We start from the raw sequence: 19,653 nt of genomic DNA on the forward strand, positions 1-19,653 counted from the left end.
GTACCGCACCGAAGGAATCATCAATGCTAAGTTAGTGCAAAAATGCCAAACGCTTGCTTTGGTTTTACCTTCAAGTTTGTGGCACGGAAAGACAGTTTAAACGCTGTAATTCCCAAATCCGTAATTCCCAGCCCTTTTACCGCAGCAGTTGTGAGGCTTTGTAGCGGGTCATCAGCGTAGCAAAAGCTACTACCGAAACAGAACTCAGCGGCATGAGAATAGCGGCAATTACGGGCGAGAGGTCGCCGCGCACGGCAAAACTCAACCCGACGGCGTTGTAGCACAGCGAAAGGGCAAAGCATGCCTTCACTACCCAAACTGCCTGTTTGGAAAAATGTAGAAACTGAGGCAGTTTCGGGAAAGCACGAGCATCCAGAATGCCGTCGGAGGCGGGAGAAAATGCCAGCACGTCTTCTGCCAGCGCGATGCCCACATCGGCTTGTCGCAATGCTCCGGCGTCGTTCAGCCCATCGCCGAGCATCACCGGATGATTGCCTGCCTCTTGCAAAGATTTCAGAAAAGCCAGTTTGTCGTGCGGGCTTTGGTGGAACAACATCGGTATTTCCCGTTGCTGCTGTTTTTGTACTTGTGCAAAGAGTTTTTCCAAACGCGGGCGCTCTTGTTCGCCATCGCCGGAAAGTACTGCTACTTTGTAATGGGGGACTACCTGCGCCAGCATGTCGGCCAAATCTTCGCGGAATCGGTTTTGAACAATGAATTTACCGCGAAGGGTTTCATTGAACGCGACATGCACTCCCGAACGCGTATCGGAACTTTCGGCTGCTGCGCCCGCAAATGCCGCCGAACCGATTCGCAACAAACGGTTGCCAACATAGCCTTTTATGCCCTTGCCTGCATACTCCTGCACGGATTGTAAAGCAATGGGCTGTTGGTTGCCCAAAAATCGGGCGATGGCCTTGCTCAACGGGTGTGTGGATTGGGCAGCCAATGCGGCTATTTGCGCCTGTTCATCCTCCGAAAGCGGAGAACCTTCCCACGTTACCTCTGCTTCCTGCGTATTGGTCAGTGTGCCTGTTTTGTCAAATACGAGCGTATCGGCGGCGGCTAATTGCTCTATCACCTGCGTATTTTTCAGGTAGAACTGATGCCTGCCAAAGTAGCGCAAGGCCGTTCCCAGCGCATAGGGTGCTGCCAGCGCAATGGCACAGGGGCAAGCGATAATCAAGACGGAGGTAAATGCACGCAAAGCGGTGGTAGTATCCTGCGGCAGCCAGTACAAGGCAGCAGCAAAGGCAACCACTAACACGTTGGTAGTGAAAGTTTTGCTGAATCGGTCAGTTACTTGCTGGATGCGTGTATGGCGGTTTTTGGAGAAAATTTCGTTGTTCCAGAGTTGCGTCAGGTAGCTTTGCGAAAAATCTTTGACTACTTCCAATTCAATGGCTCCGCCAACTTGCCTGCCGCCTGCATAAATGAGTTCGTTTTCCTTTTTGACAACGGGCTCGGCTTCACCCGTTACAAAGCTGTAATCAATCAGTCCTTCGCCGCTGCGCAAAATGGCATCGGCAGGTATCAACTCTTGATGACGTACCACAATGCGGTCGCCTTTTTTCAGTTCGCTGACCTGCACAAACCGCTCTACGCCGTCTTTTTTCAGGGTAATGGAAATGGGGAAGTAAGATTTGTAGTCGCGTTCAAACGACAGCGCCTGATAGGTTTTTTGCTGAAAAAGTCGTCCTGTGAGCAAGAAAAACAGCAGCCCGCCCAGCGAATCCATGTAGCCCGCGCCCGTACCGCTCAGGATTTCCCAAGTGCTGACACCAAACAGGCAGACAATGCCCAGCGTAATGGGTACGTCTATGTTCATTTGTCGCTGACGGAAGGCGTGCCATGAAGAAATAAAATAATCCTGCGAACAGTATAGCAGCACGGGCAGCGCCAGCAGAATGTTTAAATAGCCGAAAAACTGCCGGAAATTTTGCTCAACATAGTCGCCAAAGGTGAGGTACTCGGGCAGGCTGATGAGCATCATATTGCCGAAGCAAAAAAACGCAACTCCTGCCTTGTAAATCAGGCTGCGGTCAGTCGTTGGTTTTTGCTGTTTGTCCGAATCTTCCAACGTAATCAGCGGCGGATAGTTCAGTGAGGCCAGCAGTTCGGTAACTTGTCGCAGCGAGGTTTGTTCGCGGTTAAAGGTTATGGAAACCTCGCGTTTCATAAAATTCACGCGCGATTGCAGCACGCCCGCATCCAATCGTTGCAGGTTTTCCAACAACCATATGCAGGATGCGCAGTGAATTGCCGGTACAAAAAAACGCACCTTGGCGGTTGTTCCTTCGGCAAAGTCCAATAGTTGTGCCGCTACTTTTTCATCGTCCAGAAACTGATAAGTCTGTTTATTGCGCTGCCTGCCGTTGGCACCGGGCTTGTTGGCGATGTCGTAGTACTGACACATTTCGTTATCGCGCAGCAGTTCGTATACCGTTGCGCAGCCTTGGCAGCAAAAAGGATGTTCATCTACAACAATAGGGGCTGCTTCGCAAGTCTCTCCGCAGTGGTAGCAGGATTCCTTTCCGTCGGTTGCCGTTGTTTTTTTAGATTCAAGTGAAAGAGGTTCCATAGCAGTAGTCTTCCGGGCTGATTCGCAATGAAGGAGAAAAGTTTGTTTGTCGGTTTATGGGCGCAATTTCTAACAATGTGCTACCCCAAACAATGATTTAGGTCATCATTCGGGGAATGGAACAGGCATTTATCCATCGCACATCATCCGCCGCATATGGTTTGCAAACTATGGATAGGATGAGGCACGTTCGCTCAAATCCGTGTTGCCGATATTTTGGCAGCATCGGAAAAAATTTACCATATTCGCTGAAAATCTCCTGTTATGATTCATACGCTGCCTGAAATTGCTCAATATAGCCACTGGCGACATCCGTACACCCCCGACCCGAAATACAACCAAAGAGTAGCTTATTTTTCCATGGAGTTTGCCATTGACCAATGCCTGAAAACCTATGCGGGGGGGCTGGGTTTTTTGGCAGGTTCGCACATGCGCAGTGCCTACGATTTGAGGCAAAACATGGTCGGCATCGGCATCCTTTGGAAGCGCGGCTACTATGACCAAACCCGTCAGGAAAACGGACACATGAACGTGTTGTTTCAGGAGAAGCATTACAGCTTTCTGGAAGATACAGGCATCAAAGTAGGTTTGAAGATTACCCATGCACACGTGTATGTGAAAGCCTATTGCCTGCGCCCTGAAACTTTCGGTACGGTGCCGATTTATTTTCTGACAACCGATATTCCCGAAAATGATTACCTCTCGCGCACCATTACCGAGCGGCTTTACGACGACAACGAACTGACCCGCGTGGCACAAAGCATGGTTTTGGGCATTGCGGGGGCAAAAGTGCTGGAAGCGCTTGGCGGTGTGGACGTGTACCACATGAACGAAGGGCACGCCCTGCCCTTGGCCTACTACCTCTACAAGCAGCACCACCGCAATATTGAAGAGGTGCGTAAACGTTTGGTTTTCACTACACATACGCCTGAAAAAGCGGGCAACGAAACCCACGAAACGCACCTGATGCAGGTAATGAATTTTTTTTACGGCATTGATACGGATGAAGCCATGCGCATCAGTGGGCAAGAAGGAAGCCCTGTGCTGGACTATACGCTGGCGGCACTGCACCTGTCGCGAAAGGCTAATGCCGTTTCTAAACTGCACGGCATTGTGAGCAACCAAATGTGGGGGCACGACGATGACATTTGCCCGATTATTTCCATTACCAACGCACAGAACAAGCACTATTGGGCAGATACCGAATTACAAAAGGCATTGGAAAATGACGATGACCGCGCATTGATTGCCCGAAAAAAGCAGATGAAAGCCGAACTCTTCCGTTTTGTTGCCAATCAAACGGGTAATTTGTTTTCTCCCGATATCTTGACAATTGTATGGGCGCGTCGGTTTGCGGGCTACAAACGGGCAGACCTAATTCTGCGCGATTTAGGCTACTTTGAGCGTATCCTCCGCGACCGCAACCGCCCGATTCAAATGATTTGGGCGGGCAAGCCCTACCCGGGCGATTCCAATGCGGTTAATACTTTCAATTATTTGGTGGATTTGTCGCGCACGCTGCCCAATTGTGCCGTGCTAACGGGCTATGAGCTGCATCTTTCGCGCCTGTTGAAAAACGGAGCGGATGTTTGGCTGAATACGCCGCGCCGCACCCGCGAAGCCTCCGGCACCAGCGGCATGACCGCCGCCATGAACGGAGCCATCAATTTTTCCATTTCCGACGGGTGGATTCCCGAATTTGCCATAGATGGTGTGAATGCATTCATTATTCCGCCCGCTGACCTGCGCTGCACCAACCCCGAGCAGGATATGATTGACCACGACAACTTGATGGAAATTCTGACGCGGCAGATTATCCCGACTTACTACAACTACCCCGAACAATGGCTGAAAATAATGAAGCAAAGCATGAGGGACGTTACGCCGCGTTTTGATTCTGACCGCATGGCAGATGAGTATTACCGTTTGATGTATCAGCAGTAAATGACACAAAACAGTGTTTAAACCATAATCGGCATTATCCGTGTGCTTAAAATCAAAAGGACACAAGGCTTTTGTTGTGCACTTGTGTCCTTGGATGAATCAACTTTTGGCTATGTTTCAAATTTGCCAACCGACTTTCTATTTTTTGCCGATGCGCACGTTCAGGCGTGCATAATAAAATGCACCGTTGTTGCCCATTTGCACAGGGTCCCAAGCGCCGCCCGATTCGGTCAGGCTGGGCAGCGAACGGTCAGGATAGACGTTGAAAATGTTGTTTGCACCAACGGCAAGCGCTACCTGCGAGTTGAACGTATAGCGCAACCCTAAGTCGGTAGTTACTTTGGGCGAATACACGTCAAGTGCGTTTTCGTCATAGTCCCAGTTGGCAAGCACCACTTCGCCGAAGCGGACAAAACGCAGCAAGGCGCTGAATTTTTCTACCGTATAGTCAAAAGTCAGGTTGATTTTTGACACGGGGGCAGCGGCTTTGGCAAAATAGCGTTCGCGCAGGTCAAAGTAAATGTCTTCTTTGCCTGCCAAGCGCGGGCTTGTTTTCACTTCGTCAATGGTCAGGTTATTGAAGTTCATGGCAAGTGTGGAAATCAGTTTGCCTTTGCCGATGTTGGCGTTGTGAGTAGCCACCACGTCTAAGCCGCGCGTTGTAGTGCTGATGGCATTGGTAAAGAATTGTGCTTTGCCTACGCGCAGACGTTGCAGTTCTTGCCCGATGTCGGGGTCATCGTCGCTGAACTGACCTGTCAATACTACGCGGTTGTCAATTTTCACGTAATAGCCGTCCACCGTAAAGGTCAGGTTGTTCAGCGGGGTAAAGGTCAGCCCCAAGCTGCCGTTGAGCGAAGTTTCCTGTTTCAGCGGCGGAATGCCCAGCGCCTGCGTTACGGGGCTGTTGTTGCGGGCAATCAGCACCTCAACGGGTTGCGCATTGACAAAGTTGGTAACGGTAGAGTTGAAATAAATCTGCGGCAGCGAAGGCGCACGGAAGCCCGTACTCAACGTTCCGCGAATGGCGGCTTTTTCGCCCAAAGCAAGGCGCGAGGCAATTTTCCCGTTCAGCGTGCTGCCGAAATCACTGTAATTTTCAAAGCGCAAAGCAGCGCCAATCATGAACGAGCGGGTAATATCGGCTTCCGCATCGGCAAACAAACCGATGTTGGTGCGGCTTGCCCGAATTTCATCCGAAGGTCGGAAACCGGGGAAGCCCTGCGAGCCGCCCGGGAAACGGGGGTCGTAGTTGTCCCACGATTCGCGCTGCCCTGCAACAATGTTGTAGTTTTCGGCGCGGAATTCCGAACCAAAGGCTACGTTCAAACCTTTGAAGGTATTTTTGAAATAGCGGTTGAATTTTACGCCGCTGTTCAGTTGCCCCAGCCCAAAGCCGCCCGCGTCAAAGTTGCGGGGCGTAGCCGTTCCCATAGAGCGGTTCAGCGTATTGCTGACCGAATACATAAATCGGTTGTGTCCGTAGGTGGCAAACAGGTCAATGTCCCATTCTTTGGCAAGGGTGCGGAAGCCCAACGTGTAGCCGTGGTCGGTAATGTCCGCCCCGATGATGGGGTCAAAACCGTTGGGATAAATGGAAGGAATGTTGCGTTCGCTGTCGGCAAAGCGCGTCCATGCGTAGGCTTCGCCCTTGCGCAGGTTCGTTCCGCCGAAGGCATACAAGTAGCTTTTCGCGCTGACGGGCAGGCGTGCGTTCAGGTAAAGGGACGCATTGCGCACGCGCGGGTCGCCGTATTCGCGGCGTGCCAAGTCGTCGGGGTCGGTGTTGGCGCGGTTCGTATGGTCGCGGAAATTAAAATCGCCTGTCAGGTTCACAAAACCTTTCTGCCCGACGGTAAAGCCGTAGTTGGCGTTGATATTATAGTTTAATCCGTCAAAATTTTTGTCATCAAACCGATATTTTGCCTGATACATCCCCGCGTTGGCATTAACGGTGAGTTCGTTGGTGGACTGTTTCAGTACGATATTGATAACCCCTGCAATGGCATCCGAGCCGTATTGCGCCGCTGCACCGTCGCGCAGAATTTCAATGCGTTCAATAGCAGCGGCAGGGATGGCGTTTAAATCCGTGCCTGTGTTGCCGCGCCCGCGTGTGCCGTAGATGTTCACCAAAGAGGACTGATGTCGGCGCTTGCCGTTGATGAGCACCAGCGTTTGGTCGGGTCCGAGTCCGCGCAGCGAGGCAGGGTCAACGTGGTCGGTGCCGTCCGAACCTGTTTGGCGGTTAGAGTTGAACGAAGGGGCTACAAATTGCAGCAGTTGGTTGATGTCCAGTTGTCCGGTTTTGGCGGTAATGGCGCTGATGTCAATCACATCCACGGGGGCGGGGGTTTCCGTAACGGTGCGGTTCAGGCTGCGCGTACCTACAATTTCCAATTCGGCGAGCTTGGTTACGTCTTCTTCCATCGTAACATCCAGTGTTGCACCTTCCTGCCCGACACTTACTTCGCGAATTTGCACGGCATAGCCTACAAAACTAAACCGCACGCGATAGTTGCCCGGTTTGAGCGTCAGGCTGTAAACGCCTTCCGAATTGGTAACGGTGTTTTTGTTGGCATCCAACACACTGACGTAAACACCCGGCAGCGGCTCATTGCCCGTTCCGACGACTTTCCCTTTGAGTTCCTGCGCATAGGCTTGCATCAAACAGCCTATTACGCAACCGACGATGAGTAAAAGTTTGCGCATAAAAGTTGGGGGTTGAGATGTGTACAAAAAAAGCCGATTGAAAAACTCAATCGGCAGCTAATCTACGCAAATTATCAGGATGTCAAAATATGCAGACAACTTGCATCAATTTTTTTTACTCTTGCACGACTACGGTTTTTGCCCACTTGTCGCCAAAGCGGCGGCGGTCACCTGAAAATACCATGAGTGCATCTATGATGTTAAAAAACGGAATCAACAGAGAAACATAGCGAATGATGCTTGTTCCCCAGTCGCCGGTAATCATTTCGCCCGTATCTTCTTTTACGACCTTAATTTTCATGGCTTTTTTGCCGATGCTTTGCCCGCCAAGTTGCGGGATGGCATCCTTGGTGAGTTGATAACCAAGCCCCAGCAGGTTTACTACTGTGCCTAAGCTTGAATTGATAGCACTTGCCGCCAGTACGGCAACAGTAACAACAAGTCCATCAATCAGGGCTGCCAGAAAGCGCTGCCCGGGAGTAGCTAATTGGAATTCCATAATTTGTTTGATATGTGGTGGAATTTGAAGTTGAAGAAAAACGCAATGAAAAACAAATTATCGTCGGTGAAATTTCAAGCGGCAAATGTTGTTCAATAACGGACAAGCGATGTGCTGATTGTGGACAATAAAAGGCAAGCAGGAAAATGTGTCCTGAAAATAAAATACTGCAAATCAGTTGGTTGTGAGTATCGGCATTGTGCTTGCCAATTATTGGCCTGAGACGTTAATAAATCGCTTCATCGTCAAGTTAGTTTATAAAAGCAGGGCTTTGCTCTGCTTTTGTATTTTTGTGGCTGTACAATCTTTTGACTCATTTTGTTACGCCGATTTTTCCGTGGCATTTTATATGTCGTTATAGCTGTCTTATTGTTAGCAGTGGGTTTATTTGCCCCTATTGATAACCGCCATTATGCCGAGCAAGATTTTTATCAGGCCGATTTGCAGGCAATAGATGAGGCAGACTGGTCAGTCGCACGGTCGGCAGGTGGTATCCGCGTAGGCTGGGCAAGAGCAGCCATCGTTCCGACAAGTCCTACACCAATGGCAGGTTATGGCATCAGCCGTGGCGATTTTCAAGCCGTACACGATTCTGTTTATGTGAATGCAGTGGTGCTGCAAAACGGTTCGGAGCAGTACGCCATCGTCAGTGTCGATTTGTTGGTGTTCCCTCCTGCGGTTGCTGACTATCTGCACGAAAATGTACAGCAGCAGACGGGCATAGCCTTTGAAAAATTATTTCTAACGGCTACTCACACGCACAGCAGTATAGGCGGTTGGGCAGATAGACTGGCCGGTAGGTTGATGGCAGGGGGCTATCGTCGGGAAATCGTAGAAATGATTGCCCGAAAAATCATGGATGCATTAAAGCAGGCGCAAAGTACCGCACGACCTTTGGCGGGTATCGGATTTGGCAAAACCGATGCGCCCGAACTGATGAGTAATCGCCTGTCCAAAAAGCAGCGGGCAACCATAGACGGATATTTGCGCTGCATCCGCTGGGTGCGCAACGACGGCAGCAATGCCCTTTTAGCAGCTTATCAGGCACATGCCATTTGCGTACATCCGCGCCTGCACGACCTCAGCCGTGATTATCCGGGGTATTTTACCGATTCATTGGAGCAAAGCGGTAAATCAGATTTTGCCCTGTTCGGTTCGGGCATGGTTGCCAGCCACGTTCCGAACTACAACTGGGGCTTAGACAGCTACGACCTTGCCCGCGATTTAGGTAAAAAACTTGCTGCACGTTCAATTTCGCTGTTAGATAGCGTGGCAACAGATACTTTGCAAACAATAGCGGCGTGGCAAATTCCCATTTCAGTAGGTGAGCCTCAACTGCGAATTACAGACGCGATTATTGTGCGCCCTGCTGTTTTTAAATGGCTTTTTGGTGAGCAGCGATTGTATTTGTCTGTGCTGCGGCTGGGAAAGATATTATTGATTGGCGTTCCATGCGATATTTCGGGGGAGTTTGCCACCGAGTTGATGGAAAAGGCTGCGGCTAAAAATCTGGATTTGGTAGTAATGAGTTTCAATGGGGGATATATTGGCTACATCACCCCCGATGAATACTACGAACAGTACGCCCCCGAAGTGAGGGAGATGAATTGGGTAGGGCCTCACAAAGGAAGTCTTTTTAAAGAACTTATCAGTCGCATCATTGAAAAGCAGCGTAAAGGTTAGCCCAAACTTTCTGTTATCAACTCCTTAACCTCCTTATCCGCACAACCCAAGCCGATGAGCACCACTTCGCGGTTTTGGTGCAAATATTTTTGATGATATCCCTTCGCTTTGATTTGTGCCAGCGCTTCCGCCGCGCTGCCGTTCACCTTGAACTCAATCACAAAGAACGCATCGGGTGTATATACCACTACGTCAATCCTGCCTTTGGCGGTTTGCACTTCGGTCTGCGTGTAAGTTTGCATCAGCGAAAACGCCATGAAGAAAATGGCATGGTAGAACGCCTCGTAGCGTTCCATGAATTGTTCGTAGGGAATGTTGGCCAGCAGTGTGTTGAGCGCATCCTGAAACTGTTCGTAGTTCCGCTGTTGTAGGTGTTGCAACATGTTGAAAATCAACGGGCTGATTTGCTTTTTACCGCTAAAATCGCTCAACATGAATTGCAACAGTGCGTGCCGTACTTCCCGATTGGGGTAAGAAAGCGTGTAAATGTCCTCTATCTTGTTTTGAATCGTCAGGTAGCCCGTTTGGAACAGCAAAGCCATTTCATCCACGTTTTCCACCTGAAAATTGCCTAATTGGATTTCGGAAAGTTGTACTTCTTCCAAGTTATAGGTAAACTTTTCGCGCAGCTTTTTGACCAAAAACGTGGGCGTACCCGTGGCAAACCAGAAGTTACCGAACTGCTGTTGCGACATGAGGTTCAAAACCGAAAACGGATTATACACGGTTTCCTTGCCGCCCCAGAGGTAGCCGTTGTACCACGTGCGGATTTTTTCCAGCATCTCATGGCGACTTACGCCTTCGTTTTGTGCCAAAAGGTCAATTTCACGGTCAAAATATTGTTCCAGTTCAGCCTGTGTGTAGCCCAGCAACGTGGCATATTGCGGGTGAATGGTAATATCGTGCAGATTGTTCAAATCCGAAAAGATAGACACCTTGCTGAACCTCGAAACGCCCGTGAGGAAGAAAAAGCGAATGTACGGGTCTAAACCTTTGACGGGTGAATACAGGTTTTTAAGCAGTTCGCGATGTGCAACGGCGCGGTCGGTATCTTCCAAAAAGTCGATAATCGGCTTGTCGTATTCGTCAATCAGAATGGCAACCTGTCCGTATTTTTGATAGACTTGTCTGATAAGTTCGCGCAGGTAGTCGCCCGCATCGATGCCGCTGACCGATACTCCATAGTCGGCGGCAATTTTATGCAGTTCGGCAATGATTTTGGTTTTCAGGTCGGTAGCCTGATAGGTCAGTTGGCTGAAATCTAAATGAATCACGGGGCTTTTGCGCTGCCAGTCTATCTTATCTTCAATCCAAAGCCCTTTGAACAGTTGTTGATTGCCCAGAAATATCTCTTTCATCGTGCTGAGCAGCAACGACTTACCAAAGCGGCGCGGACGGGAAAGGAAATAGTACTTACCTTGGTCTATCAAACGGAAAATATGCGGGGTTTTATCAATATAGACATAGCCGCCCCTGCGCAACTCGCCAAAATCCTGAATGCCGATGGGGTATTTCTGAATCATAGCTTAAAAATACGGTTTTCGCCTCATTTCAGCTGAAAAATTGCGATTTGTGTGGCAAGCGGCTAAATTGAGGTTTTAAATTTATTCACCTTTTGTTGTCAGTACATATGAAGCAATTTTTCTATGGCATTTTGTTCACGCTGGTGGCCGGCATTGGACATGTGCAGGCACAGGAACTATCCTATTATCTGCCTGATTCGGTTAAATACAATTCGGCAATACCAACGCCGGAGTCGGTAATGGGGCATAAGTTTGGTGAGTGGCATATGACTCACGATAAACTGGTTTATTACTTCCGCGCATTGGCGGCAGCCTCCGACCGCATCAAAGTAGAAGAGTTTGGACGCACGTATGAAGGTCGTCCGCAGTTATTGGTTATTATTTCATCTGCCAAAAATCAGGGCAACATGGAGAGTCTCCGCCAGCAGCATCTGCAACTTACTGACCCTGCAAAATCGGCTGCTCTGAATCTGGAAAGTATGCCTGTGGTGGTTTGGATGGCGGCAACTATTCACGGCAACGAACAGAGCGGCGTAGGGGCAATGGTGCTAATGGCCTACCACTTGGCAGCAGCACAAAACGCCCGAGTGGAGGAAATGCTCGATAAAACCATCATTGTGATGGAGCCTTGCCAAAATCCTGACGGCATGAACCGCTTTTCCACTTGGGTGAATATGCACAAAAGCATTGGCACTACCGTATCGGATGCTGCTGCACGGGAATTTAACGAAAATTGGCCCGGTGCCAGAACGAACCATTACTGGTTTGACCTTAACCGCGACTGGCTGCCTGCACAACACGTAGAAAGCCGTAACCGTTTGGTGAAATATCACGAGTGGAAGCCTAACGTAGTAGCCGACCAGCACGAAATGGGAACTAATGCCACTTACTTCTTCATGCCCGGTGAGTCGGCAAGAACCAACCCTATTACACCGCCTGTCAATCAGGAACTGACAGTGAAATTCAGTCGCTACCATGCGGCGTTTATGAACCGCATTCAATCGCTTTACTACACCCGTGAAGGTTTTGACGATTTCTATTACGGCAAAGGCTCAACTTACCCCGACGGCAATGGAGCAGTGGGTATTTTGTTTGAGCAGGCAAGTTCCCGAGGACATGCACAAGAGAGTGAAAACGGTATTGTAACCTATCCGTTTACTATTCGCAACCAGTTGGCGACTTGTCTTTCTACTTGGCAGGCATCTTATGACTTGCGGTTAGATTTGCTGAAAATGCAGCGCGACTTCTATCAGTCGGCTATCCGCGATGCGAACGCTTCAGCCGTTAAAGGCTATGTGTTTGGCGATGCTTACGACAAAGGTCGCAACTATCATTTTGTGGAATTACTGCGCCGTCATCAGATAGAAGTTTATGAACTGAAAAACAGTGTGCAAGCCGGCGGTATCACGTTCCCGCCTGCCACGAGCTATGTAGTACCAACCGCACAGCCTCAATACCGTTTGGTGCGTGCCATTTTTGAAAAAACATTGGGTAACTACTACAAAGATAGTCTGTTCTACGATGTTACTACTTGGACAATGCCGCTTGCGTTTGGGTTGCCCTATGCCGAACTGCAAACGCCTGTAACTGCTTTGCTGGGCAATAAAATTGAGGGAATGCCCCAAATGCCCAAAGGTGAAATGGTTGGCGGCGTGAGCAGCTACGCCTACATTTTTGAATACGATGAATACTATGCGCCAAAGGCATTGTATGATATTTTGAACAGGAACATAACGGCGCGAGTGGCTGCACAACCGTTTGAAATAATGCTGGCCAACGGGACTAAGCGCAAATTCAACACGGGGGCGGTGATGGTGATGGCAGGTGCTAATCCTCAAATGACACACGACCTGCTGAAAAACATTGCCGAGCAAACAGGTGTAACGGTTTTTGCCGTCAATACGGGTTTGGCAGACGCAGGCCCTGATTTGGGTGGCCGCTACTTCCAAAAAGTGCGCAAACCTTCCATTTTGTTGTTTGCCGGCCAAGGAACAAGCAGCTACGATGTAGGCGAAATCTGGCATTTATTTGATAACCGATTCCGTATGCCTGTTTCTGTGGTAGACCTCCGCGATGCTTCACGTGCCAACCTCGACCGCTACAATACCATCATTATGGCTAACGGCAGCTATTCGGAAATAGGTCAGGCGTTGCAAGCGCGTCTCAAAAGCTGGGTGCAAAACGGCGGCACGCTCATTGCCATAGAAGATGCGGTTTCATGGGCAGTACGCAACGGCCTCACCGATGCTGCTTTTAAAACCGAAAAGAAAGATTCCGCACAAGTGAACGTGCCTTATGCAGGTTTGGAAAGTCTGGCCGGTGCACAACAAATCGGCGGCAGCATTTTTGAAACCCGCTTAGACTTGACCCATCCGTTGGCCTACGGCTACCGCAATGCTTCTGTCAGCATATTCAAAAACAACAAACTGTTTTTGAAACGCGGCAACAATTCGGCAGTAAGCCCGCTCAACTACACGGCGAACCCGCTCCAAAGCGGTTATATCTCTAAGCAAAACTACGAGCAGATTAAAAACAGCGGTGCTGTTCATGTAAGTGCACAAGGCAGAGGCAGGGTTATCAGCATGACGGAAAGCCCTAATTTCCGTGCTTTCTGGTACGGCGGCACCAAGTTGTTCATGAACAGTGTGTTCTTCGGCAACCTGATTCGCACCTCATTTAGTACCTTTGGTGAAGAAGAAGACTAATTTTGCGGCAATCACTTTATTTATTCCATGAAAACAGCAGAAATCCATACCAAATACGGTGTGATGAAGGTGGAATTCTTTGAAAAGGATGCCCCCGGAACGGTAGCTAACTTTGTAAAACTGGCAAAATCAGGTTTTTACGACGGGCTTACCTTTCACCGCGTTATCCCCGGCTTTGTTACGCAAGGCGGATGCCCTAACGGCATTGGCAACGGCGGCCCCGGCTACAAAATCCCTTGCGAACTGGACGGAGACAATCAGTACCACGATACAGGCGTGCTTTCTATGGCACATGCAGGCCGTAATACAGGCGGTTCCCAGTTCTTTATTTGCCACAATCGCGAAAACACGAAGCACTTAGACCGCAACCATACCGTTTTTGGCAAAGTGGTGGAAGGTCTGGATATCATCCCTAAAATCAAGCAGGGTGATAAAATGGACAAAATCGTGATTCACGAAGAAGCATAGTACCACAACACCCGAGGGGTTTCTAAAACCCTTCGGGTGTTGTATTTTCAATCATTTCCAACCCGGTATTAACCGACTGTAAATATGAAATACATTAAACTACTGCTTTCGCTGGCCGTAACGGCAGCACTCACTTTTGCCCTGAACAGCAAGTTTGGACAAGTCCCTCCTTTGGGCAAGTTCTTAAACCCTTTTGACGGTTTCTGGCAAAATGCACAGAACAAAGACCATGTGCAAGGTGCCCCTGCCGATGTCAAACTGGAAGGTTTGAAAGGCAAGGTACAAGTGATTTATGACGACCGCTTAGTGCCGCATATTTTCGCCGAGAACGAAGAAGACCTGTATTTTATGCAGGGCTATGTAACCGCTCAACATCGCCTTTGGCAAATGGAATTTCAAACCCATGCCGCTGCGGGGCGTGTATCCGAAATTGTAGGAAAGGCCGCCGTGGACTTTGACCGTGGCAACCGCCGCAAGGGCATGATGTATGGCGCAGAGCGCGCTATCCGCCAAATGGATACCCTACCTTTGGCAAAGATGATGCTTACCAACTATACAAAAGGGGTAAACGCATATATTAACAGCCTGAGCATCAAAGATTTGCCGGTAGAGTACAAACTGCTTGACTACCGCCCCGAAGAGTGGCAGCCCGTAAAAACTGCCTTGCTGCTGAAATACATGGCCAATACGCTGGCTTCGGGAGATGATGCTATTGAAAACACAAATGCACTCAAACTGTTGGGGCGTGAAACGTTTGACTTGCTCTTCCCCGATTATCATCCCGAGCAAGCCCCCATTGTGCCTACCGACGGCAAATGGAAGTTTGAGCCTTTAAAAGTAAATACGCCCAATGTGCAATTCTCCGATAAATTTTACCATGTTATCCCGATGCCCAAAACCGAGCCGGGTGTAGGAAGCAATAACTGGGCTGTGGCAGGCAGCAAAACGGCTTCGGGGAATCCTATCCTTTGCGATGACCCGCACCTAACCCTCAGCCTGCCTTCTATCTGGTATGAAATGCAATTAGTTGCCCCGGGTGTCAATGTATACGGCGTAACGCTTCCGGGAGCGCCCAATATCATTATCGGCTTCAATAATGATGTGGCTTGGGGTGTAACCAATGCACAGCGTGATTTAGTGGATTTATATGCGATTCAGTACAAAGACGGTTCGCGCAACGAGTATTTTCTGGACGGCAAATGGGAAAAAACCACCAAGCGCATTGAAGAAATCAAAGTGCGCGGCGACAAAACCTACTACGACACAGTGGTTTACACCCACTGGGGGCCTGTTGCTTACGATGAAACCTTCCATCAGGACAAGCAACATTCCGACCTTGCCATGCGATGGATTGCCCACGACCCTTCGCTGGAACTGCTGACGTTTTACTACCTGAACCGTGCAAAAAACTATCAGGACTATGTGCGCGCCCTAACTTACTATGACTGTCCGGCTCAAAATTTTGCCTTTGCAGCCACCAACGGCGACATTGCCATGCATATTCAGGGCAAGTATCCCCTCAAATGGCGAGAGCAGGGCAAGTTCATTTTAGATGGTACCACAAGCGCCTCCGCTTGGCAAGGATATATTCCCGATGAACAAAATGTACATGTTCTCAATCCGCAGCGCGGCTATGTAAGCTCTGCCAATCAGCACCCGTCAGATACGCTGTATCCGTATTATGTCCATGCCAATAACTTTGAGTATTACCGCAACAGGCGTATCAATCATCTGTTGGATTCCATGAAAAACATTACTCCGCAGATGATGATGGACATGCAAAATGACAATTTCAACCTGAAAGCCGCCGAGAGTTTGCCTTACTTTTTGGCGCAGGTAGATGAGAACAGCCTCAATGCACAGCAAAAGTCGGCCTACCAGCTGTTGAAAAAATGGGATTTTTACAATCATGCCGATGTAGAAGCCCCAAGCTACTACGAGGCATGGTGGGATAAACTTTTCCCCTTGGTTTGGGATGAACTGCTGGGCAAAGAAATACCCTACAACCGCCCCGATGCGTTCACTACCATTAAACTGTTGAAAACCAAACCGCAACACCCAATGTTTGACAATAAGAGCACGCCCGATGTAGAAAGTGCAAAGGAAATTATCGCCAAAGCCTTTCTGCAAGGTGTGGACAGTGTCAATAATTGGAAAAAAGCAAATGACAACAAAATGCCGCTTTGGGCAGACTACAAATCAACTTCTGTACAACATTTGGCGCGGCTGGCGCCTTTCAGCGTGAATAACGTGCGCAATGGCGGCAATCACAATATCGTCAATGCAACCAGCGAACGGCACGGCCCTTCTTGGCGTATGGTGGTAGAATTGGACAAAAAAGGTGTGAAAGGATGGGGCGTATATCCCGGCGGGCAGTCGGGCAACCCGGGCAGTCCTTATTATGCCGATATGATGGACACATGGCGCGACGGCAAGCACTACGAGCTGTTGTTCATGCAAAGCCCGACACAAACGGCAAAAAACATCCTCTTCCGTCAAACTTTTTCTAACTAAACCCATTCTGCACGACCATGTTTTTGATTCAGGTAATTACGCTTTCCGTAGTTTGTGCCGTTTTTCAGATATTATTGCCCGGCTATGCAGTATATGTTGTAGCTGCTGTGTCTTTGGTTTTTGGCTTAATTTTCGGACAGAAGCCCTTTCAGGCATTTGCCATGGGGTTGCTGGGTGTAGGGCTGTTGTGGGGAGGCTACGCCGCATGGCTTGACCAAATAACCGACTCCATTTTAGGTGCAAAGGTTGCTGCCCTGTTTTCTTTGCCCAATGCACTGGTTCTGGCACTTGTTACCGGACTTATCGGCGGCTTGCTGGGCGGTTTTGCTGCTCTTACGGGCGCATTGCTGCGCAAGTTAGTGAAGTAATAAAACAGCGGATTTCGGATAGCGGACTTGGGGATTTGGACACATAAAAATTCGCAATCCGAAATCTGCCACTCACATAAAAAATGTCGGACTTTGGGATTTGGGCACATAAAATCCGAAATTCGCAATCCGAAATTCCAATCGTTCATGCAGGCGCTCAAACAGACCGATTTTCAATTTCCCGCACAAACGGGCTTCTATCGCGGCAAAGTGCGCGATGTGTATTTTTTTGGCAACAGGCTGGCAGTAGTGGCCTCTGACCGCATTTCTGCGTTTGACGTAGTACTGCCCCGTGCCATTCCCTACAAAGGGCAGGTGCTCAACCAAATTGCAGCGCACTTTTTGCGGGCTACCGCCGACATTGTGCCTAATTGGCTGGAAGCTACTCCACATCCGCAGGTAAGTATAGGGAAGCGCTGCGAACCGTTTCGGGTAGAGATGGTTGTTCGCGGCTATTTGGCAGGCCACGCATGGCGCGAGTACAAGGCCGGTAAGCGCACCATTTGCGGCGAGGCTATGCCCGAAGGCATGCGCGAAAACGACCCTTTCCCGCAGCCTATCATTACGCCGACCACCAAAGCCGAAGCCGGACATGACCAAGACATTTCCGAAGCAGAAATTATTGCACAAGGCATCGTAAGCCCCGAAGACTACGCCGTTCTCAAAAAATACACATTGGCACTTTACAAACGGGGCGCTGAAATGGCAGCCGCACGCGGGCTTATTCTGGTAGATACCAAATATGAGTTCGGCAAATGGAATGGGCAGATTTACCTCATTGACGAGGTACATACCCCCGACTCCTCCCGCTACTTTTATGCGGAGGGCTATGCCGAACGGCAGGCAAAAGGCGAACCGCAGCGGCAACTTTCCAAAGAGTTCGTACGCGAGTGGCTCATGGCAAACGGTTTTCAGGGAAAAGAAGGGCAACAAATACCCGAAATGGACGATGAGCGAGTAGCGGCCATCTCCGACAGATACATAGAACTTTTCGGGCAAATTACGGGGCAACCTTTCCAAAAGCAGGATTATGCTAATATCACAAACGATATTAAGTCTGCCATTCAAAATTTTTTGGAAGACTGAGTATCTTTACGGGAAACCACAAAGAGTATGCAGCATACCATTGAGAAATTTGATAGATATACCTTACTGACCGTTCAGGAAGAAAAACTGGCAACCACTATCTCCCCACAGCTGAAAGCAGAAATTGTCAGGCTTTTCCAAGAAGACGGAACAATCAATCTGATGATTGATATGTCAGCCGTGAAGTACGTAGATTCATCGGGGCTGAGCGCCATTTTGGTAGCTAATCGTTTAGCAAATGAATCCGAAGGAACCTTGGTTTTGGCCGGCGTAACAGACCATGTGATGAAACTCATCAGCATTTCCAAATTAGACAACGTACTCACCATTGTACCGACAATTGCAGAAGGCGTAGATGCCATTTTTTTAAATCAAATTGAGCGGGATTTGAATGCGGAAGACGAATAATTCTTATAACAATAGCACATTGATGCAGAACCCTAAGGATAAAAACAAATCCTTAGGGTTTTTTTTAAGTTGCCATGAAAACAATTAATCCTATACTGAGGCGCCTGATATGGTTATTAATGAATCCACAGTTTCAGCGCTTGCTGAAAGCCGGCGCTTTGTTGTTGCTTTGTGCTTTGTTTGGTACAGTTGGCTATGTGCTGATAGAGGGTCGCAGCTTTACTGATGCCTTTTTTCTATCCATGATAGTCATTTCAACGGTTGGTATGAACGAAGTAGGGCCGTTGAGTTTAGAGGGGCGTATTTTTACCTCTATCTTCATAGCTGCCAATTTGGTGGTAGTAACTTACATCGTTTCTATATTTACACGATACCTGTTTGAGGGCGAACTGCAAACCATTTTGAAGAACATTATGCAAAAACAACATGTCAGGGAAATGCATCATCATATTATTGTATGTGGTTTTGGGCGTTATGGCAGAAAAGTTTGCGAACATTTGGAAGCCAATCATATTCACAACTTTCTCATCATAGAGCGGGAAAGAAACAAAGTATTGGAAAAATATCCGGACTTGTCCCAAATCTCATTTATTGAAGGTGATGCAACGGCAGACGATATACTGAAACAGGCCGGCATAGAAAAGGCTAATGCCGTTATAACCTCACTTACCGAAGATGCAGGCAATGTATATGTAACCCTAACCGCACGTGAGCTGAATCCGGCCATCAAAATTGTTGCACGTGCTTCGGGCGAAGCAGTTGCTAACAAACTATATCGTGCAGGTGCTAATTATGTAGTAATGCCCGACGTTATGGGAGGCATGTACATGGCCAACCTTCTCATCAGACCTGAGGCCGTACAATTTATGGAACTGTTGAATGGCATTGGTGAAGAAAAGTTGCGAGTAGATGAGTTTCACTATGAGCGATTCAAAGACAGCTACAAAGGAATGTCGCTTGGCGATTTACTGAAACAAAACACATCAGGCGCAGCAGTGATAGGCTTTAAGGATATTACAAATGGTTTTGAGGTAAATCCTCCCGAAACACGCCTACTCAGTCAGGGAGATGTGCTGATTGTGATAGGGAAAGATGCCCAACTTAAAGTATTTAGCGATATTTATTTACGATAACTATAACAAATAACTTCAACAACGATTTCATT

13 protein-coding genes are annotated in these 19,653 nt (G+C 48.7%); 9 read left to right on the forward strand and 4 right to left on the reverse strand.

Annotated elements, in window-relative coordinates; genetic code table 11:
• Nucleotides 1-136: 136 nt before the first annotated feature.
• Nucleotides 137-2,581, reverse strand: coding sequence for a heavy metal translocating P-type ATPase (locus tag NDK19_RS05925; RefSeq protein ID WP_250630928.1), 2,445 nt, complete (start codon nt 2,579-2,581; stop codon nt 137-139).
• Between the two features lie 264 nt (nt 2,582-2,845).
• Between NDK19_RS05925 and glgP the strand changes: the two genes are divergently transcribed.
• Complete coding sequence (gene glgP, locus NDK19_RS05930; protein WP_250630929.1) at nt 2,846-4,525, forward strand: alpha-glucan family phosphorylase; 1,680 nt, start codon at nt 2,846-2,848, stop codon at nt 4,523-4,525.
• 138 nt (nt 4,526-4,663) lie between these two features.
• Here the strand turns inward: glgP and NDK19_RS05935 are convergent, their stop codons facing one another.
• Together NDK19_RS05935 and NDK19_RS05940 are read right to left on the reverse strand one after the other, a co-directional pair.
• Nucleotides 4,664-7,234, reverse strand: coding sequence for a TonB-dependent receptor (locus NDK19_RS05935; RefSeq protein ID WP_250630930.1), 2,571 nt, complete (start codon nt 7,232-7,234; stop codon nt 4,664-4,666).
• Between the two features lie 115 nt (nt 7,235-7,349).
• The gene (locus NDK19_RS05940) at nt 7,350-7,733 is read right to left on the reverse strand and encodes an RDD family protein (protein WP_250630931.1); all 384 of its coding nucleotides are present in this window, start codon (nt 7,731-7,733) and stop codon (nt 7,350-7,352) included.
• Nucleotides 7,734-8,111: 378 nt separating this feature from the next.
• On the opposite strand from NDK19_RS05940, the gene NDK19_RS05945 reads away from it, so the two are divergent.
• Nucleotides 8,112-9,416 (forward strand): neutral/alkaline non-lysosomal ceramidase N-terminal domain-containing protein, encoded by a 1,305-nt coding sequence (locus NDK19_RS05945; protein WP_250630932.1) that lies wholly within the window; start codon nt 8,112-8,114, stop codon nt 9,414-9,416.
• Here the strand turns inward: NDK19_RS05945 and NDK19_RS05950 are convergent.
• Complete coding sequence (locus tag NDK19_RS05950; protein WP_250630933.1) at nt 9,413-10,939, reverse strand: ATP-binding protein; 1,527 nt, start codon at nt 10,937-10,939, stop codon at nt 9,413-9,415. The genes NDK19_RS05945 and NDK19_RS05950 overlap by 4 nt on opposite strands.
• Nucleotides 10,940-11,046: 107 nt before the next feature.
• Here NDK19_RS05950 and NDK19_RS05955 point away from each other — a divergent pair, with 107 nt between their 5' ends.
• The 7 genes from NDK19_RS05955 to NDK19_RS05985 all read left to right on the forward strand — a co-directional run bounded on the left by NDK19_RS05955 (nt 11,047) and on the right by NDK19_RS05985 (nt 19,621).
• Nucleotides 11,047-13,644: a M14 family zinc carboxypeptidase gene (locus NDK19_RS05955; protein ID WP_250630934.1), complete on the forward strand. Its 2,598-nt coding sequence runs from the start codon at nt 11,047-11,049 to the stop codon at nt 13,642-13,644.
• 27 nt (nt 13,645-13,671) lie between these two features.
• A complete protein-coding gene (locus NDK19_RS05960; RefSeq protein WP_250630935.1) occupies nt 13,672-14,112 on the forward strand; it encodes a peptidylprolyl isomerase in 441 nt (146 codons plus the stop codon).
• A gap of 84 nt (nt 14,113-14,196) precedes the next feature.
• Nucleotides 14,197-16,626 carry a penicillin acylase family protein gene (locus NDK19_RS05965; protein WP_250630936.1) on the forward strand — a complete coding sequence of 810 codons (2,430 nt, stop codon included), beginning with the start codon at nt 14,197-14,199 and terminating at the stop codon, nt 16,624-16,626.
• A gap of 17 nt (nt 16,627-16,643) precedes the next feature.
• Nucleotides 16,644-16,994: a hypothetical protein gene (locus tag NDK19_RS05970; protein ID WP_250630937.1), complete on the forward strand. Its 351-nt coding sequence runs from the start codon at nt 16,644-16,646 to the stop codon at nt 16,992-16,994.
• Nucleotides 16,995-17,141: 147 nt separating this feature from the next.
• On the forward strand, nt 17,142-18,080 hold the full coding sequence (locus NDK19_RS05975; RefSeq protein ID WP_250630938.1) for a phosphoribosylaminoimidazolesuccinocarboxamide synthase: 939 nt from the start codon (nt 17,142-17,144) through the stop codon (nt 18,078-18,080).
• Nucleotides 18,081-18,107: 27 nt separating this feature from the next.
• On the forward strand, nt 18,108-18,488 hold the full coding sequence (locus NDK19_RS05980; RefSeq protein WP_250630939.1) for an STAS domain-containing protein: 381 nt from the start codon (nt 18,108-18,110) through the stop codon (nt 18,486-18,488).
• A gap of 74 nt (nt 18,489-18,562) precedes the next feature.
• Nucleotides 18,563-19,621, forward strand: coding sequence for a potassium channel family protein (locus NDK19_RS05985; RefSeq protein WP_250630940.1), 1,059 nt, complete (start codon nt 18,563-18,565; stop codon nt 19,619-19,621).
• The last annotated feature ends 32 nt before the right edge of the window (nt 19,622-19,653 follow it).

The organism is Rhodoflexus caldus (assembly GCF_021206925.1).
In the GTDB taxonomy this organism is placed as follows: Bacteria; Bacteroidota; Bacteroidia; order Cytophagales; family Thermoflexibacteraceae; genus Rhodoflexus; species Rhodoflexus caldus.

Bases quoted from the DNA above. Each gene is read 5' to 3' on its own strand.
- NDK19_RS05970 (WP_250630937.1), top strand. From the start codon at position 16,644: ATGTTTTTGATTCAGGTAATTACGCTTTCCGTAGTTTGTGCCGTTTTT.
- NDK19_RS05925 (WP_250630928.1), bottom strand. From the start codon at position 2,581: ATGGAACCTCTTTCACTTGAATCTAAAAAAACAACGGCAACCGACGGA.
- NDK19_RS05940 (WP_250630931.1), bottom strand. From the start codon at position 7,733: ATGGAATTCCAATTAGCTACTCCCGGGCAGCGCTTTCTGGCAGCCCTG.
- NDK19_RS05985 (WP_250630940.1), top strand. From the start codon at position 18,563: ATGAAAACAATTAATCCTATACTGAGGCGCCTGATATGGTTATTAATG.
- NDK19_RS05950 (WP_250630933.1), bottom strand. From the start codon at position 10,939: ATGATTCAGAAATACCCCATCGGCATTCAGGATTTTGGCGAGTTGCGC.
- NDK19_RS05960 (WP_250630935.1), top strand. From the start codon at position 13,672: ATGAAAACAGCAGAAATCCATACCAAATACGGTGTGATGAAGGTGGAA.
- NDK19_RS05965 (WP_250630936.1), top strand. From the start codon at position 14,197: ATGAAATACATTAAACTACTGCTTTCGCTGGCCGTAACGGCAGCACTC.
- glgP (WP_250630929.1), top strand. From the start codon at position 2,846: ATGATTCATACGCTGCCTGAAATTGCTCAATATAGCCACTGGCGACAT.
- NDK19_RS05975 (WP_250630938.1), top strand. From the start codon at position 17,142: ATGCAGGCGCTCAAACAGACCGATTTTCAATTTCCCGCACAAACGGGC.
- NDK19_RS05955 (WP_250630934.1), top strand. From the start codon at position 11,047: ATGAAGCAATTTTTCTATGGCATTTTGTTCACGCTGGTGGCCGGCATT.
- NDK19_RS05980 (WP_250630939.1), top strand. From the start codon at position 18,108: ATGCAGCATACCATTGAGAAATTTGATAGATATACCTTACTGACCGTT.
- NDK19_RS05935 (WP_250630930.1), bottom strand. From the start codon at position 7,234: ATGCGCAAACTTTTACTCATCGTCGGTTGCGTAATAGGCTGTTTGATG.